Source organism: Rhodococcus opacus (genome assembly GCF_012396235.1).
Taxonomy (GTDB): Bacteria; Actinomycetota; Actinomycetes; order Mycobacteriales; family Mycobacteriaceae; genus Rhodococcus_F; species Rhodococcus_F opacus.
In genome coordinates this window covers 166912-182538 of sequence record NZ_JAAXPA010000010.1, presented here as the reverse complement: position 1 = coordinate 182538, position 15627 = coordinate 166912, and the positions used below count along the sequence as shown (strand labels likewise).

General features: G+C 67.1%; 15 protein-coding genes. 6 read left to right on the top strand and 9 right to left on the bottom strand.

Annotated features, from left to right (window positions below; translation table 11 throughout):
- Positions 1 to 59 precede the first annotated feature (59 nt).
- Positions 60 to 1316: an NAD(P)-binding domain-containing protein gene (locus HGB39_RS16070; RefSeq protein ID WP_052024008.1), complete on the bottom strand. Its 1257-nt coding sequence runs from the start codon at positions 1314 to 1316 to the stop codon at positions 60 to 62.
- Positions 1317 to 1417: 101 nt separating this feature from the next.
- Between HGB39_RS16070 and HGB39_RS16065 the strand changes: the two genes are divergently transcribed.
- Together HGB39_RS16065 and HGB39_RS16060 are read left to right on the top strand one after the other, a co-directional pair.
- A complete protein-coding gene (locus tag HGB39_RS16065) occupies positions 1418 to 2287 on the top strand; it encodes a helix-turn-helix domain-containing GNAT family N-acetyltransferase (RefSeq protein ID WP_064081066.1) in 870 nt (289 codons plus the stop codon).
- Between the two features lie 25 nt (positions 2288 to 2312).
- Entirely contained in the window at positions 2313 to 2843 is a 531-nt protein-coding gene (locus HGB39_RS16060; RefSeq protein WP_005568905.1) for a DinB family protein, read from the top strand.
- A 57-nt stretch (positions 2844 to 2900) separates the two neighbouring features.
- Here the strand turns inward: HGB39_RS16060 and HGB39_RS16055 are convergent, their stop codons facing one another.
- The 4 genes from HGB39_RS16055 to HGB39_RS16040 all read right to left on the bottom strand — a co-directional run bounded on the left by HGB39_RS16055 (position 2901) and on the right by HGB39_RS16040 (position 7158).
- Complete coding sequence (locus HGB39_RS16055; RefSeq protein WP_043790857.1) at positions 2901 to 3980, bottom strand: DnaJ C-terminal domain-containing protein; 1080 nt, start codon at positions 3978 to 3980, stop codon at positions 2901 to 2903.
- A gap of 85 nt (positions 3981 to 4065) precedes the next feature.
- Complete coding sequence (grpE, locus tag HGB39_RS16050; RefSeq protein ID WP_005568903.1) at positions 4066 to 4737, bottom strand: nucleotide exchange factor GrpE; 672 nt, start codon at positions 4735 to 4737, stop codon at positions 4066 to 4068.
- The gene (dnaK, locus tag HGB39_RS16045; protein WP_005568902.1) at positions 4734 to 6581 is read right to left on the bottom strand and encodes a molecular chaperone DnaK; all 1848 of its coding nucleotides are present in this window, start codon (positions 6579 to 6581) and stop codon (positions 4734 to 4736) included. Before dnaK ends, grpE begins: the two co-directional genes overlap by 4 nt.
- A 247-nt stretch (positions 6582 to 6828) precedes the next feature.
- Positions 6829 to 7158, bottom strand: a complete 330-nt coding sequence (locus HGB39_RS16040; protein WP_005568901.1) for a VOC family protein — start codon at positions 7156 to 7158, stop codon at positions 6829 to 6831.
- Positions 7159 to 7452: 294 nt separating this feature from the next.
- Between HGB39_RS16040 and HGB39_RS16035 the strand changes: the two genes are divergently transcribed.
- A complete protein-coding gene (locus HGB39_RS16035) occupies positions 7453 to 7737 on the top strand; it encodes a hypothetical protein (RefSeq protein ID WP_005568900.1) in 285 nt (94 codons plus the stop codon).
- A gap of 172 nt (positions 7738 to 7909) precedes the next feature.
- Entirely contained in the window at positions 7910 to 9973 is a 2064-nt protein-coding gene (locus HGB39_RS16030) for a transglycosylase domain-containing protein (RefSeq protein WP_005262572.1), read from the top strand.
- A 243-nt stretch (positions 9974 to 10216) separates the two neighbouring features.
- On the opposite strand, the gene HGB39_RS16025 is transcribed toward HGB39_RS16030, so the two are convergent.
- Both HGB39_RS16025 and HGB39_RS16020 read right to left on the bottom strand, forming a co-directional pair.
- Complete coding sequence (locus HGB39_RS16025; protein WP_005568899.1) at positions 10217 to 10972, bottom strand: ABC transporter permease; 756 nt, start codon at positions 10970 to 10972, stop codon at positions 10217 to 10219.
- Positions 10969 to 12033, bottom strand: coding sequence for a daunorubicin resistance protein DrrA family ABC transporter ATP-binding protein (locus HGB39_RS16020; RefSeq protein WP_043790840.1), 1065 nt, complete (start codon positions 12031 to 12033; stop codon positions 10969 to 10971). The genes HGB39_RS16025 and HGB39_RS16020 overlap by 4 nt, the downstream gene beginning before the upstream one ends.
- Before the next feature lie 388 nt (positions 12034 to 12421).
- On the opposite strand from HGB39_RS16020, the gene HGB39_RS38720 reads away from it, so the two are divergent.
- The gene (locus HGB39_RS38720) at positions 12422 to 12820 is read left to right on the top strand and encodes an alpha/beta hydrolase family protein (RefSeq protein ID WP_005568897.1); all 399 of its coding nucleotides are present in this window, start codon (positions 12422 to 12424) and stop codon (positions 12818 to 12820) included.
- Positions 12821 to 13070: 250 nt separating this feature from the next.
- On the opposite strand, the gene HGB39_RS16010 is transcribed toward HGB39_RS38720, so the two are convergent.
- Entirely contained in the window at positions 13071 to 13691 is a 621-nt protein-coding gene (locus tag HGB39_RS16010) for a class I SAM-dependent methyltransferase (RefSeq protein ID WP_169692894.1), read from the bottom strand.
- 216 nt (positions 13692 to 13907) lie between these two features.
- Between HGB39_RS16010 and HGB39_RS16005 the strand changes: the two genes are divergently transcribed.
- Complete coding sequence (locus HGB39_RS16005) at positions 13908 to 14465, top strand: SRPBCC family protein (protein WP_231137900.1); 558 nt, start codon at positions 13908 to 13910, stop codon at positions 14463 to 14465.
- A gap of 2 nt (positions 14466 to 14467) precedes the next feature.
- Here HGB39_RS16005 and HGB39_RS16000 read toward each other — a convergent pair whose 3' ends face one another.
- Positions 14468 to 15385, bottom strand: coding sequence for an alpha/beta hydrolase (locus HGB39_RS16000; protein WP_043790838.1), 918 nt, complete (start codon positions 15383 to 15385; stop codon positions 14468 to 14470).
- Between the last annotated feature and the right edge of the window lie 242 nt (positions 15386 to 15627).

The window sequence follows — 15627 nt, the reverse complement described above, 5'->3', positions numbered from 1 at the left end:
CGGTGAGCGGCCGGAGACGGGACGGAGCCCCGTTCGATCAGCCGCGGCACCGGGCGCGGTCAGGCAGGCACCCCGGCGCCACCGCAGACGCCGGTCTCGGGCAACGTGAGTTCGACGCGGGCGGCGGCGTCGTGGTCGCCGGCCAGGGCGGCGGCGATGCTGCGGACCTGCTCGTACCCGGTCATCGCCAGGAACGTCGGGGCGCGGCCGTAGCTTTTCATCCCGACCAGGAACACATTCGGCTCCGGATGGGACAGTTCGGCGACCCCGTGCGGGTAGACGGTGCCGCAGGAGTGCACGTTCGGGTCGATCAGCGGCGCCAACTCGACCGGGGCCTGCAGCACCGGATCCAGGCCGAGGCGGATTTCCGAGAGCCAGGACAGGTCGGGCCGGAATCCGGTGAGCACCACCACCTGATCGACGTCCTCGATGCGGGCGCCGGTGTCGGAGATCAACGCCACCCGGCCGCTGTCGCCGTCGGGTTCGATGGTGGCGGTGCGGAACCCGGGAACCACCGTCAGCAGTCCTTCGTCGACCGCTCGCTTGGCGCGTAGGCCGAGGGCGCCGCGGGCGGGCAGCTCGTCGTCGTCGCCGCCGCCGAAGGTGGAGCCGACGTCGCCGCGGCGCAGCACCCAGCTGATCCGGGTGCCCGGGGCCTGCTGCTCCAGATCGGCCAGCGCCACGATCGCGGTGAGCGCGGAGTGGCCGCTGCCGGCGATCACGATGTGCTTGCTCGCGTACCGGTCCCGCACGTCGGGGTCGTCGACGTCCGGGACCCGGTACTCGATGACCTCGGTGGCGGCGCGCTCGCCGAGCGCGGGCAGGCCTTCACCACCGAGCGGATTGGGGGTGCCCCATGTGCCGGAAGCGTCGATGACAGCCTGCGCGAGGACGCGGTCCTCGGTGCCGTCGGCGCGACGGATGTGCACGGACAGGGGTTCGGTGTCGCGGCCGGCGTCGACGACCCGGTCCCGGCCGCGGCGGGCCACGCCGATCACCTCGGTGCCCAGCTGCACGATGTCGCCGAGGGCGGCGGCGAGGGGTTGCACATAGTTGTCGGTCCAGTCCTGGCCGGTCGGGTACGCGTCGTCGTCAGGGGCGGTCCAGTCGGTGGTGTCGAGCAGGCGGCGGGCGGCCGGGTCGATCAGCTCAGCCCAACTGGAGAACAGCCGCACGTGGTTCCACTCGGAGATCGCCGCACCGGCCGCGAGACCGCGTTCGAAGACCAGCGGGGTCAGGCCGCGCTCACACAGCTGCGCCGCGGCAGCGAGGCCGATCGGTCCGCCGCCGACGACGACTACGGGCAAGGTGCTCATCTCGATCATCCTTCCATCGATGTTCATCGATCCTCTGACCCCAGAGAGTATCGATGCGTGTCGATGAAGGCAACCATCGATCAATATCGATATAGTGAGGTATGACTTCCCTGGACATGCCGGCCGTCCACACCTCCGGCGCCGATCAGGTGGATGCGTTGGCGCCGGAGGACGCGCTGGCCTACGCCGGGTGGTTCGCCTGTCTGGCCGATCCCACCCGGGTGCGGCTGCTGCATCAGGTCGCCTCCCGCCCGGCCGGGATCACCGTTGGCGCGCTGGCCGAGGCACTGGGCATCGGCCAGCCCACCGTCTCGCACCACGTGCGCAGGCTCGCCGATGTCGGGTTCGTGTCTGTCCACAAGAACGGCACCAGCACTGTGGTCAGGGTCAACCCGTCCTGCTGCACCGGTCTGCCGCACGCCGCCGACGCAGTGATGGGGGTGCTGACCGCGCGCCCCTGCTGCCCGGACGACCTGCCCCAAGACGTCACGGTTCGCCCGATGCGCAACGAGGATTGGCAGCCGGTGCGCCGGATCTACGGCGAGGGCATCGCCACCCGCAACGCCACCTTCACCACCGAAGTCCCCGCCCGGGAAACCCTGGACGCGCAATGGCTTCCCGGGCATCGGTGGGTCGCCGAGATCGACGACGTCGTGGTCGGCTGGGCCGCCCTGTCCCCGACGTCCGGGCGGGCCTGCTACGCCGGGGTGGCCGAGAACTCGATCTACGTCGCCGACGGGATGCGCGGGCGCGGTGTCGGCAAAGTCCTGCTGCGCACCCAGGTGATCGCCGCCGACGAGGCCGGGCTGTGGACCTTGCAGACCTCGATCTTCCCGGAGAACCGTGCCAGCATCGCCCTGCACCACTCCGCCGGATTCCGGACCCTCGGTGTCCGCGAACGCATCGCCCAACTCGACGGCATCTGGCGCGACACCGTCGTCCTCGAACGCCGCTCCCCCGTCGCCGGCTAAGCTTCCGAATCAGTTGGGGAGCATCATGTCCGAGCAGCCACCTGTCGATCGTGCCGCGATCGCCGCGGACCTCGAGCGCGCCCGCAGCGTGCTGCACGAGTTGCTCGACGCCGCGAGTTCCGTCGAGCTCTCGCGGCGTTCGTCCGGTACCCGGTGGACCAACGAGCAGCTGCTGTTCCACATGGTCTTCGGCTACATGGTGGTTCGCCGGCTGCTCCTGCTGATCCGGATGTTCTCCTGGTTGCCTGAGGGGGCGAGCCGACGGTTCGCGCATGCGCTCGATGCCGCCACCCCAGTCTTCGACGAGGTCAACTATCGAGGCTCCGCCCTGGCGGCGCGCGTCTACAACCGACGCCGGATGGGCCGCCACTTCGACCGCCTCATTGCGTCGCTGCAACGTTCCTTGGCCCGGGAGACGGACGCGAACCTGCACCGTGGCATGTACTTTCCAGTCCGCTGGGATCCGTTCTTCGACGACTACATGACCGCCGAACAGCTCTACCGCTACCCTGGCCTGCACTTCGACTTCCACCGCCACCAGCTCACCCTCGACTGAATGAGTGTCGAGGTGACACCGCTGAGGACCGGGGCATGTTCGGGATCGTTCCCGACATCACTTACCGTCGGCCCAGCCGGCGCGGGGGTCGAATCCTCCTGTTTCCTCTGCCCGGGCGTACGCCCGCAGCGCCTCAGCGGCTTCGTGGCCGAGATCGGGCGGGACCGCGACCTCCACGGTGACCAGCAGATCGCCCGCCGCGTCGCCGCGGTGGGGCACCCCGCGTCCGCGCAGTCGGAACGTTCTCCCGGACTGGGTGCCTGGCGGGATCTTCACACTGACCTGACCTTCGAGGGTGGGCACGGACAGCATTGTCCCCAAGGCTAGTTCGGCGAACGACACGGGAACGGTGACGGTGAGGTCATTGCCGCTGCGGGCGAACACCGGGTCCGGGTCCACGCGCACGGTGACGTACAGGTCCCCCGACGGCGCCCCGCCGAGACCAGGTTCGCCCTGCGCCGGTAGCCGGATGCGTTGCCCGTCGCTCACCCCGGGCGGAACATGGACGGAGACGGTGCGGGTGCGGTCCCCGATCCCGGCGCCCTGGCAGTCCGGGCACGGGGCGTCGACGATCGATCCCGTGCCCCGGGTTCCCGGTCGTGTGCCGGAGCCGTGACAGCTGGTGCACACCATCGGCCCACTCACCCGCAGCGGCAACACCATCCCGGCGACCGCCTCCCGGAACGACAGCCGGGTCTCGGTCTCGACGTCACTGCCCCGCCTCGGCCGGGCCGACGCAGTTCGGGTTCCGGCGCGCCGGAACAGATCCCCGAGCACGTCACCGACCCCGCCCAGAGGATCGCCCACGATGAAGGGTGAACCGCTCCCGAACAGGTCCCCGAAGTCGAAGCCGCCCGACCCGGCGCGCGGAGGAAAACCCGTCCCGGTGAACGCCCCGGACCGGTACAGCCTGCGCATGCGGTCGTATTCCTTGCGTTTGGCGGGGTACGAGAGCACCGCATGCGCCTCGCTGACCTTCTTGAATCGTTCCTCCACCTCGGTGTTGTCCGGGTTGGCGTCCGGATGCAGCTCCCGCGCCAGCTTGCGGTACGCCTTCTTGATCTCTTCGGCCGACGCCGTCGAAGGGACACCCAGGGCGGCGTAGAAGTCACGGTCGAACCATTCCTGCTGCGACACTTGGCATCCTCCTTCCTTCGCGGGGCCGCTGCGCGAGAGCGCCGTGCGCTCCGAGACCGGCGCCGTCAGGCTGTCGGTCGGCGTCTCAGGAATCGCCGGCCGGTGCCGTGCCCGTGACATTTCCCGGCGGGGCCACCCCCTCGACGACGGAGACCGTCGCGGTCCGCAGCACCTTGTGGTCACCGAATGTGTAGCCGCGGCGCAGCACCCGGTCTACAACGGGATCACCCCCGGTGCCTTCGTGCTGGACCGCTTCGTGCAGGGTGGGATCGAAGCGCTCGCCCTCTTCGCCGAATGCGGCCACTCCCAGGCCGCTCAGGATTGCACCGAGCTTGGCCGCGATCGCACGCAGTGGTTCGTTTTCGAGGTCGCCGTGCTCGCGGGCGCGGTCGAGGTCGTCGAGGATCCCGAGAAATTTCGCCGCCACCGACGCCGTCGCGGCCTCGACGGCCGCGTGCCGGTCGCGTTCGATCCGGCGTCGGTAGTTGGTGTACTCGGCTTGCACCCGCTGCAGATCGGCGGTCAACTCCGTCACTCGATCAGGGTCTTCGCCCGCGGTTCGATCGGTCCGGTCACCAGGGTGCATCTCGGCGTCCGGCGTGGTCGGGTCGGGTTCCCGTTGTGGGGTCGGGGTGACAGGCTCGCTCGGGGTGTGCCCACGTACCCGGCCGGTCTCCGGATCGACGCGGCGTTTGTCGGTGATCGAGATCGGTTCCCGCGGCGGCTTGTCGCCGTTGCGGCGCTCGCTCCCACTCATCGGGTGTCCTCCCGTCCAGGTTCGTCCACCACCTCAGCGTCGAAGACTTCATCGGTGCCTTCAGAGGACCCGTTCCCCCCGCCGGGAGCGGCCGAGTCCTTCGCCTGCGCGTCGTAGATCGCCTGACCCAGGGCTTGCGAGTCGGTGGCCAGTTTTTCGATGGCCGTTTTGATCGCCGCGACATCGCTGCCTTTCAACTTCTCCTGGGCATTCGCAATCGACGACTCGACCTTCTCCTTGACGTCGGCGGGTACCTTGTCCTCGTTGTCCTTGATGAACTTCTCGGTCTGGTACACCAGCGACTCGGCCTGGTTGCGGACCTCCGCTTCCTCCCTGCGCTGGGCGTCCTCCGCGGCGTGCGCCTCGGCGTCCTTGATCATCCGGTCGATCTCCTCCTTGGACAGGCCCGAGCCCTCCTGGATCTTGATCGTGTTCTCCTTACCGGTGCCCTTGTCCTTCGCGGTCACGTGCACGATGCCGTTGGCGTCGATGTCGAAGGTGACCTCGATCTGCGGCACCCCACGGGGGGCCGGCGGAATCCCCGCGAGCTCGAACGAGCCGAGCAGCTTGTTGTGCGAGGCGATTTCGCGCTCACCCTGGAACACCTGGATCTGCACCGAGGGCTGGTTGTCGTCAGCGGTGGTGAAGGTCTCCGAACGCTTGGTCGGGATGGTGGTGTTGCGCTCGATGAGCTTGGTCATCACGCCACCCTTGGTCTCGATGCCGAGGGACAGCGGGGTGACGTCGAGGAGCAGCACGTCCTTGACCTCGCCCTTGAGAACACCGGCCTGCAGGGCAGCGCCGACGGCGACGACCTCGTCCGGGTTGACACCCTTGTTCGGTTCCTTTCCGCCGGTAAGCTCGCGCACCAGATTCGTCACGGCGGGCATACGGGTGGAACCACCGACGAGCACGACCTGGTCGATGTCCTTGACGGCGATCTTCGCGTCCTTGATCACCGATTGGAACGGGGCCCGGGTGCGGTCGAGGAGATCGGACGTGATCTTCTCGAACTCGCTGCGCGACAGCTGCTCGTCTAGGAACAGCGGGTTCTTGTCCGCGTCGACGGTGATGTAGGGCAGGTTGATCGACGTGCTCTGCGAGGAGGACAGTTCGATCTTGGCCTTCTCCGCGGCCTCACGGAGACGCTGCAGGGCCATCTTGTCCTTGGTCAGATCGATGCCGTTCTGAGCCTTGAACTTGTCGACGAGCCACTTCACGATCCGGTCGTCCCAGTCGTCACCACCGAGGTGGTTGTCACCGGAGGTGGCCCGGACTTCGACGACGCCCTCACCGATTTCGAGCAGCGAGACGTCGAAGGTGCCGCCACCGAGGTCGAAGACCAGGATGGTCTGTTCCTTGTCGCCCTTGTCCAGGCCGTAGGCCAGTGCGGCCGCGGTGGGCTCGTTGACGATCCGCAGGACGTTGAGACCGGCGATCTGGCCGGCTTCCTTCGTGGCCTGACGCTGGGCGTCCTCGAAGTACGCGGGGACGGTGATCACCGCGTCGGTGATGTCCTCACCCAGATACGATTCCGCGTCCCTCTTCAGTTTCATCAGCACCCGGGCACTGATCTCCTGCGCGCTGTATTTCTTGTCGTCGATCGCCACATGCCAGTCGGTGCCGATCTCCCGTTTCACCGAGCGCACCGTCCGGTCCACGTTCGTGACTGCCTGGTTCTTCGCGGGCTGGCCGACCAGCACCTCACCGTTCTTCGCGAATGCCACCACCGACGGGGTCGTGCGCGCACCCTCCGAGTTGGCGACCACCTTCGGGTCGCCGCCCTCGAGCACGCACACCACCGAGTTCGTGGTCCCCAAATCGATACCCACCGCGCGAGCCATGACCGCCTCCAGCACCACACCGGGTGGGTGTGGTGCTTCCGCCGATCGTTCGGCATCACACCCACCGAACTTGAGTGTTATCGACTCAATTTTCTCCCCGGGAGAGATCGAGGTCAAGGCGAAGAATTGAGCGTAGAACGCTCAACATTGTGCGTGTTGCTCGGCGTCACAGCACCACCATCTCGATCTCCTCGACGAACTAGCCACCGGAGACCGCGCCGCCGCTCGCGCCCGGCAACGCCGACGTCTATCGGCCGCGCAGCCCGAACGGGTTTCCGTCGGCATCGGCGAGCACGCAAATCCGTGTCTCGGGTGCGACGTGACGCGGAGCGGTGCGCTCGGTTGCGCCGGCGGCAAGCAGAGTTTCGCGTGTCGCGTCGAGATCCTCGACGTCGGCGAAGGCAACCGGGCCGGCGGTCTCGTCACCTGGATTCAGGGCGACCTCGAAGCCGTCCACGTTGTACCCGACGTAGTAGGACTCGTCGGTGTGAGGTGCGCCGAGCAGCGCGGTGTAGACCGCCTTGGCGGCGTTCAGGTCGGACACGGGGATCACCAGGCTGCGGATCGTGGGGCTCATGTTCGTCTCCTCGGGCTACGGCGGTCATCGGCGACCGCCTCGTCGGCGATGGCAGCAACCACGCTTTGTGCGCGCGAGGGCGGGCTCTTCTCGATTCCTGACCGTTCTGTCGGTGTGTGTCCGCCATAGCGTATCGACGCACGCAGGTTCCGGTGACGTTTCGGCCGGCCGTTTCGGCGTGGTCGCTGATCCGCCCTCCCCTAGCGGTGGCGGATCGCCCACCGCTTCACCGCCTTTGATGCTCTGACCCCGGAACCCGTTGGGGAACGCGCTATCGGTGTTACCTTGAGCCCTGTGTGTGGCGGTCGGCAATCCTCGCGGCGGCGCACGGCGCTGCTCACCGTGCTGGCGGTGATCGCCGCCGAGCGGATGGTCGTGCGGATTGGTCACAACAATGCGGCGGGCGATGTGCTCGAGACCCTCCCAGATCTCGTCGGGACGCTCGCGCGGCGCCGCACCCCGGGGCGCGGTGCCGTCGGCACACGGCTGTCCCTGCCGGGCCGCGCCCGGGCACCGTCATCGACCTCGGCCGAGTCGCCCATGTCCGTGCGGAACAGCACCTGTGTGCTGCGGGTGTGACCGACCGGCACCGGCTACCGTCCCATCATCGGATCTGACGCCACAGCCACCCTCTCGTGACCGCCACGGGTACGCGCGCCACACCTCTCCCCGACCGTGCCGCGCGGCTCGATTATCGTTCCAGCACCGGTAGATTCGTTCCGGTGCACCCCGTCGGAATGAGGTGCCGTAATTGCATTCCAGGACCGTTCTCAAACTCGCCGGCGCCACCGTGGCCGCGGGGGTAATGCTGGCCGGGGTGATGTTCCCGGTAGCCGCCGGGCTGGGGTACGCATCCAACCGTGCCGCCGACAGCGTCGGTAATTCCTCGGCCGAACTGGCCGACGGAGTGGTGCCGGCGGTGACGACGATGACCGACATCACCGGGAACCCGATCGCCTGGCTGTACGACCAGCGCCGATTCGAGGTTCCCAGCGACCAGATCTCCAACGAGATGAAACTGGCGATTCTCTCCATCGAGGACAGACGGTTCGGCGAACATCAGGGGGTGGACTGGCAGGGCACGATGCGGGCGTTCTTCACCAACACCACCAGCGGTCAGATCGAACAGGGTGCCTCTACCATCAATCAGCAGTACGTGAAGAACTACCTGCTGCACGTGGTTGCCAAGACCGACGCCGAACGCCGTGCCGCGATCGAGACCACGCCGGTCCGCAAGATCCGGGAGATCCGGATGGCGATGACCCTCGATCAGGAACTCTCCAAAGAGGAAATTCTCACCCGGTATCTGAACCTGGTGCCGTTCGGCAACGGTTCCTTCGGGGTGCAGGACGCCGCCCGCACGTACTTCGGCATCGACGCCAAGGACCTGAACCTGGCGCAGTCGGCGATGCTCGCGGGTATGGTGCAGTCCAGCTCCGCGCTCAACCCCTACACCAACCCCGAGGGGGTGTTCGAGCGCCGCAATGTCGTTCTCGACACCCTGGTCGTGAATGTTCCGGATCGGGCCGCCGAGATCCGCGCCCTGAAGGAAACGCCGCTCGGGGTGCTCCCGAAACCGAACAACCTGCCCCGCGGATGCATCGCCGCCGGCGACCGCGGGTTCTTCTGCGACTATGCGTTGCAGTACCTCCAGACCGCCGGGCTGTCCCGGGAGCAACTCGAAAAGGGCGGCTACCTGATCCGCACCACCCTCGATCCGGCCGTGCAGGGTTCGGTGAAGGCGGCGGTGTCCACCTACGCCGACCCGAAACTCCCGGACATCGCGAGCGTGATGAACGTCGTGCAGCCCGGGCAGGACCAACACCGGGTCCTGGCCATGGCGGGGAGCCGCAACTACGGCCTGGACGCAGCCGCCGCGGAGACGGTCCAGGAGTTGCCCTATTCACTGTCTGGGCACGGTGCCGGATCGGTGTTCAAGGTCTTCACCACCGCAGCAGCCATGGAGAAGGGTTTGCGGCTCAACGCGATCCTCGACGTGCCCGGGCGGTTCGACGCCCGCGGGATGGGCGACGGCGGTGCCCCCGGGTGCCCTGCGGCGACCTATTGCGTGCAGAACGCCGCCCCGTATCCGCGGGCGCTGTCGGTCACCGACGCCCTCGCCCAGTCCCCGAACACCGCGTTCGTGAAACTTCTCCAGGCCACCGGCGTGGATGCGACGGTGGACATGGCGGTGCGCCTCGGCATGCGGTCGTACACCGAACCGGGAACCTCCGGGTTCGGGGACCAGAGCCTGGCCGACATGCAGAAGGACCAGAATCTGGGGTCGTTCACCCTGGGCCCGGTGTGGATCAATCCGCTCGAATTGTCGAATGTCGCCGCGACCCTGGCCTCACACGGCAAGTGGTGCCCACCGACCCCGATCGACTCCATCGTCGACCGCGAGGGCAGGCCGGTCCCCCTCACCCAGCAAGCCTGCGAGCAGGTCATCGATCCCGGCCTGGCCGACACCCTGTCCAACGGGCTCAGCAAGGACGACCTGCCCGGTGGCACGGCGTCGGCCGCGGCCGCGGCCGCCGGGTGGAAGCTGCCGATGTCCGGCAAGACCGGGACCACCGAATCGCACATGTCGTCGGCATTCATCGGATACACCAACAACCTGGCCGGCAGCGTCTACGTATTCGGGGACTCACCGACCCCTGGACAGATTTGCACCAGCCCGCTGCGCTCGTGTGGGGACGGCAACCTGTTCGGCGGCACCGAGCCGGCCCGCACCTGGTTCACGGCGATGATGCCGATCGCGAACAACTTCGGCCCCACCACCCTGCCTCCGATCGACCCGCGCTTCGCTCGCTGACTGGAGGGCCGGTGGGTGGTCCTCCAGCGTGCAGACAGGAGAACATCTGACGGCGAGCTGGATCTCACCTGTCTCCTTGTAACGCGGGCGGGAGCCCGCGCGGTAACACAAGTGCCTCACCGGCCGCGTCAGTCGTGTTTCGCGCCGGTGGGGCCTCTCTCCCGGGGGGTGGAGACGCGGATCTCGACGTCGGCCGGCAAACCCAACGCGCACATCGACTTCCAGCAGTGCGGGTGCGCTCGGTCAGGCGTTTTCCTTGCGGAAGGTACGGGTTCCCCACCACACCGCGACGACGAACAACACCACCGCCCACGCGGTTCCCCACACAATCGCGGAGTTCGCGAAGTCACCGAAGAACGAATCCCGCACGGCGTCGACGACATGGCGGATCGGCATGAAATCGCTGGCCGTCTGCAACCAGGCAGGACCGATCGTCATCGGCAACAAAATTCCGGACAAAAGCAACACCGGCATCATCACCATGTTGATCACCGGAGCCATCACGTCTTCGCTCTTGGTGGTCAAGGCGAATGCATTCGACGCCGCCGCACAGGCCCCGCCGAGCAGCAACGTCAGCAGCACCCCGAACACGATGCCCAGCAACGACGCCTCCATACCCATCACGAAGCCGAGCAACACCAAGATGATCGCCTGCACGAACAACTGGAGCAGGTCCCGACCCAGTCGCCCGACCAGTAACGCGGTGCGACTGGCCGGAGTCACCCGCTCCGCCTCGATAACGCCCTCCCGCCACTCCCCGATCAGGCTGAATCCGGCGAAGAACGCACCGAAGATCCCCAACTGCACCAACATGCCCGGCACGAAGAACGTGTACGCGTTGTCCACCCCGAACTGACCCACCAGCGGAGTCAGCAACGGCCCGAACAACAATAGGTACATGACCGGCTGCAACAGGCCGATGATCACCCAGGCGGGGTTGCGCAGATTCATCCGCAGCTGGCGGCGGAAGACGATGAAACTCTCACGGGCGAACGTCATTGGCCTGCTCCTGGAGTGGTCAGCGCGGGGGCGGGGGTGGACTCGGATTCAGGGTCCCCGGTGGCGGTACCGGAGGCGGCGGTGTCGGCGTCGCGCAGGGACCGTCCGGTCAACGTCAAGAACACGTCGTCGAGGGTCGGCCGGTGCACCTCGATCGAGGCCAGGGTCACGTCGGTGCGGTCGAGGTCGCGCAGCAGTCCCGGGATCGCGCGCCCGGCACGCTGGACCCGACCACGGACATGATGGCCGTCCACCTCCACACCGGCCAGACCGTGCCGCGGTGCCTCGGCGATCGTGCCCAGCTTGTCTCTCACCAGCGGCACCATGTCGAGGTCGGCGATTTCGAGGTCGACGAGATCGCCGGCGACCTGCGCCTTGAGGTTCTCCGCCGTGTCCGAGGCGACGATTCGACCACGGTCGATGATGATGATGCGGTCGCTGAGGGTGTCGGCCTCGTCCAGGTAATGGGTGGTGAGGAAGACCGTCGCACCACGGCGGGTCCGCAGCTCGGAAATGTGCTCCCACAGGTTCGCCCGCGCCTGAGGATCGAGGCCCGTCGTCGGCTCGTCGAGGAACATCAGGCTCGGCTCGTGAATCAGGCCCATGACGATGTCGAGTCGGCGTTTCTGCCCACCCGACATCGTCTTCGGCATCCGTTCCCACAGCCCGTCCAGCTGCAATTGCGAAAACAATTCTCTGCCGCGGGTTTCGACGTCCCGTCGGGAGCGGCCGTAGAGCATGCCGTGATCCATCACCTCCTCCCCCGCCCGGGCGCCGCTGAAGACCCCACCGCTCTGCGAGACGTAGCCGATGCTCCGCCGCACCTGCGTGGATTCGCGGACCACGTCGTATCCGGCGACTGTGGCCTCGCCTGCGGTCGGCCGCAGCAGGGTGGTCAGCATCCGCAACGTCGTGGTCTTCCCCGCCCCGTTGGGGCCGAGGAACCCGACGACCTCGCCCTCGGCGACATCGAGATCCACCCCGTCGACGGCGCGAACCTCCGATTTCTCCCGTCCATGGCGGGTGTGGAAGGTTTGGACGCGCCCACGTGCACGAATCACGACAAGCACTCTCCTCGAGGTCGGTCAGGCCAGTATTCAAAGATGATGGGTCGGGGCACAACCCGTTTTCGTTCTCTGCGTGATACAGACTCCTTCCGCACACAGAACTAAGTGGTGCGGTCCCCGACGGAGTCGCCGGTGTGTGAGGGTCCGAGGGCAGCAGGCAAGAGAAGCGCTCCGACAGACGTTCCGTCATCGAAGCACCGGGCGGGTTACGACAAGGACGACCCACCATCGACGGGCGGTGACCCCGTCGGCACCACGATCGAGATCGGCGGCGGCGGCGCGTTGCAGTGGGGCAACGGCGAGTACGGCGTGGTGCTGGCCCACGGTGCCGTCTTCGACGCCGCCAGCTGGGAGGATCAGGCCACAGCGATCACCGACCAGGGTGCCACTGTCGTCGCCATCGAGGACATCGCGCCGGGAGTCGATCGCGGCCGCCGTCGCAAAGCTCCACGACGACGGGCATGCCGACGTCGCACTGGTGGGTGGAAGTGCGGGCGCCGATGCGATCCTGCAACTTGCCTCCCAGCAGCCCGACCTCCCTGATCAGCTGGTACTGCTCTCACCCAACCGGGTCGTCGACGGCCTCGGCGGGGAGCCCAAGCTGTTCATCGCCAGCGAGGACGAGCCCGTCGCCCACGTGTCGCAGCAGCTCGCCGACAGCTCACCAGGCGTCGACAACGAGATGATCCTTCTGCCGGGCTCCGCCCACGCGCAGAACATCTTCGACGGCGAGAGCGGTGACGCGGCACTACAAGCGATCCTCGAGCGGCTGGCCAACTGAGGACCTCGGCCAGGCAACCGCCCCCGCTCGACCTCGATCAGCGTTCGACCGCGCCGGAGAAAGCCGAGTAGACGTGAAACCCAAGACAGTCGTCGTCTCACTTCCCATCGTCGATCTGGACCGATCGCTCCGCTTCTACCGGGACGGGCTCGGGTTGTCCCCGACCGGCCTCGACGAAGCCATCCTTGCGTTCGAGCTGCGCGACTCGGCTGCGTTCGGGCGTGCTCGCCGAGCGGAAACCGGGGCCCGATCACGGCAAACGGCGTGCGGTGACTGCGCCGTGAGGCCTGTGACCGCTCCCCGTTCGTGTATGTGTCTCGATCACCTCGAAGCCGGCCGTGGCCAACTTCTGGCTGAGTTCCGCTACCGGCCAACGATAGGCAGCGGTGACGGCATGGTCGAAAGTCCCTACGGTTGCTCCTTCGAAGAAGCCCACCAACAACCCTCCGCCCGGCCGTATCACGCGTGCGAACTCGGCGAGCGGAGTCTGGATGTCCTGCGGACTGTGGTGAATGAGCGAGTACCAGGAAAGCACACCACCCAGTGATTCCGTCTCGGCGTCCATTGCCTCGAAGCCGCCGACTTCGAACGGGAGGTCTGGATACTGCGTACGAGCTCGTTCGACGAACTCAGGAACCAGATCGATCCCGCTCGCAGCAAGTCCGCACGCCGCCAAGAAGTCTGTCCACTGCCCCGGCCCACAGCCGGCGTCGAGCACGGGACCAGTCAGGGTGGCGGCCCAGCTGCTCACCAGGGCCCGATCCGATGGGTGTGTCGAAGTCACGGAGCCAAAGAGGTCCACGTACTCCTGAGATCTGGCCGAGTATGACTCTCGGACGGTGTCGCCTGTTCGGGCGCTCGTGTTCGCCATGCCGTCAATGATCGTCGATGGCGTGCCCCAGATGCCGAACGCTGCCGGCACGTCCCGACAGCCGGCCCTCGAGCGGAACTCTCTGAGCTGGTGGCACGGGAAACTCTGCTACCCCACGGCCGATGAATTCCGCGTCGCCGCGCAGTCTGTATGTAATGAATGCTCCTTCCGCTCCAGCGGGAGGCTCGAGTCGAGGTGACAAGGAGCGTGCACACCGTGGACCCAGAGAACGTGAGCGCCACGCTGACTGTGGCCGTGCCCGCCGCCACGGTGTTCGCGGTGCTCGCCGACCCGACGACCCATTCTGCGATCGACGGCACCGGCTGGGTGCAGGAAGCCGCCGACCAGGCGCCGCTGACCGAGGTGGGGCAGATCTTCCGGATGGACATGTATCACCCCAACCACCCGAACGGCGACTACCAGGTGGCCAACCAGGTCCAGGTGCTCGATCCGCCGCGCGCCATTGCCTGGCTGACGGGCCAGGAGAAGGACGACGGTCACCTGGAGTTCGGCGGCTGGTTCTGGCGTTACGACCTGGTGCCACGTGGTCCCTCCGAGACTGCGGTCACGCTCACCTACGACTGGTCGGCGGTGCCGCAGTCCATCCGGGAGTACCTTCAGTTCCCGCCGTTCGGTCCTGACCATCTCACCAACTCGCTGCACCACCTGGCCGAGCTTGCCGCACCGACGTCCCGGGCTCGGACCCCGACCGCTAGATATCTGCCGGTCGGCCCGCCGTCGCGGTCCGCCCGAGCACAGAAGGCCGTCGAGTAGTCCTACGGTTGGGCGAGCCGCTCGAGGAGCCATGAATCGATGCCGGTGAGGGCCGTCCTGGCCATTGCCGTGGGGTGGCCGGTGAACCCGTGGGGCGACTCGGGATAGATCCGGAGCTCGACGTCATTGCCGGTGGCGGAGAGCCGACCTGCCATCGCGAGGTTGTCTTCCAACAACACGTCATTGCACCCGACGACCAGCAGAGCCGGGGGAAGGCCGTGGAGGTCGCCGTATACGGGAGAGATGTCCGGAGTGGTGCGATCTTCCACGTGGCCGACGTAGGCCTGGATGAAATACTCGTCTGCGATCCGACGTCCGGCCGGAGTCTGCGCGCTCAAGTCATAGGTGCCGAATTGGAGTGCGGCGCCGGTGAACCCGCCGACAGTCCCTCTGTCCCTCAGTCGGAGCAGGGTTGCCAGAGCGAGTGTTGCTCCCGCCGACCGCCCCCCGATCGCCAGTCGTGATGATCCGAAGCGGGCATCAGCGTGGCCGACGAGCCAGAGCGCCGCCGCTTCACAGTCATCGGGTGCGGCCGGCCACGGGTGCTCCGGTGCCAGCCGGTAGTCGACGCTGACGACGGCGATGTGGAGATCGTCTGCGAGCTCACGGTTGCGCGCGTCATCTCGCGCTGCGGAGTCCATGTAGAAGCCGCCACCGTGTATGTCCAGATAGACGCCCCGCGCTCGGCCGTCGGTGGGAGTGAAGATCCTCACCGGGACGCGTGCTCCCGCGGCTTCGACCATCTCTTCGATCGCCGGTGGATCGGCGGGAGAAGGACCGGACCGCCTCGCCCGCATGTCCCTCAACTCCTCGAGAGTGCCGGGGCCACGGCCAGCTGGCCGCGAGTTGTAGAAGCTCCGAGCTTCATCGACCTGCTCCGCCGGCACGTCAGCCGACAAATCGTCCAGCGCGAACCGCACGCGTCCTCCTCACACTCGGGGGTCTCATCACGATGCTGTTGCCGCACCGAGCGACGCGGACACATCATGCCCTACGTGCTCGCAACAGGTCGCCGGTCAGCGATCGCCAATCGGGTACGCCGATAGGCGTTCGGCTTGCGGAAAGGCTGCACTGCCACGGCCGGAGTCTGGTGTCCGTATCCGTCTGTCGTTGTTGATCGTCGACGTCGGCTGCGAATCGATCACTCGATACCTTGGCAGTC

Coding starts and splice junctions, on each gene's coding strand:
- HGB39_RS16070 (WP_052024008.1), bottom strand. CDS start 1,316: ATGAGCACCTTGCCCGTAGTCGTCGTCGGCGGCGGACCGATCGGCCTC.
- HGB39_RS16065 (WP_064081066.1), top strand. CDS start 1,418: ATGACTTCCCTGGACATGCCGGCCGTCCACACCTCCGGCGCCGATCAG.
- HGB39_RS16060 (WP_005568905.1), top strand. CDS start 2,313: ATGTCCGAGCAGCCACCTGTCGATCGTGCCGCGATCGCCGCGGACCTC.
- grpE (WP_005568903.1), bottom strand. CDS start 4,737: ATGAGTGGGAGCGAGCGCCGCAACGGCGACAAGCCGCCGCGGGAACCG.
- dnaK (WP_005568902.1), bottom strand. CDS start 6,581: ATGGCTCGCGCGGTGGGTATCGATTTGGGGACCACGAACTCGGTGGTG.
- HGB39_RS16040 (WP_005568901.1), bottom strand. CDS start 7,158: ATGAGCCCCACGATCCGCAGCCTGGTGATCCCCGTGTCCGACCTGAAC.
- HGB39_RS16025 (WP_005568899.1), bottom strand. CDS start 10,972: ATGACGTTCGCCCGTGAGAGTTTCATCGTCTTCCGCCGCCAGCTGCGG.
- HGB39_RS16010 (WP_169692894.1), bottom strand. CDS start 13,691: ATGGCGAACACGAGCGCCCGAACAGGCGACACCGTCCGAGAGTCATAC.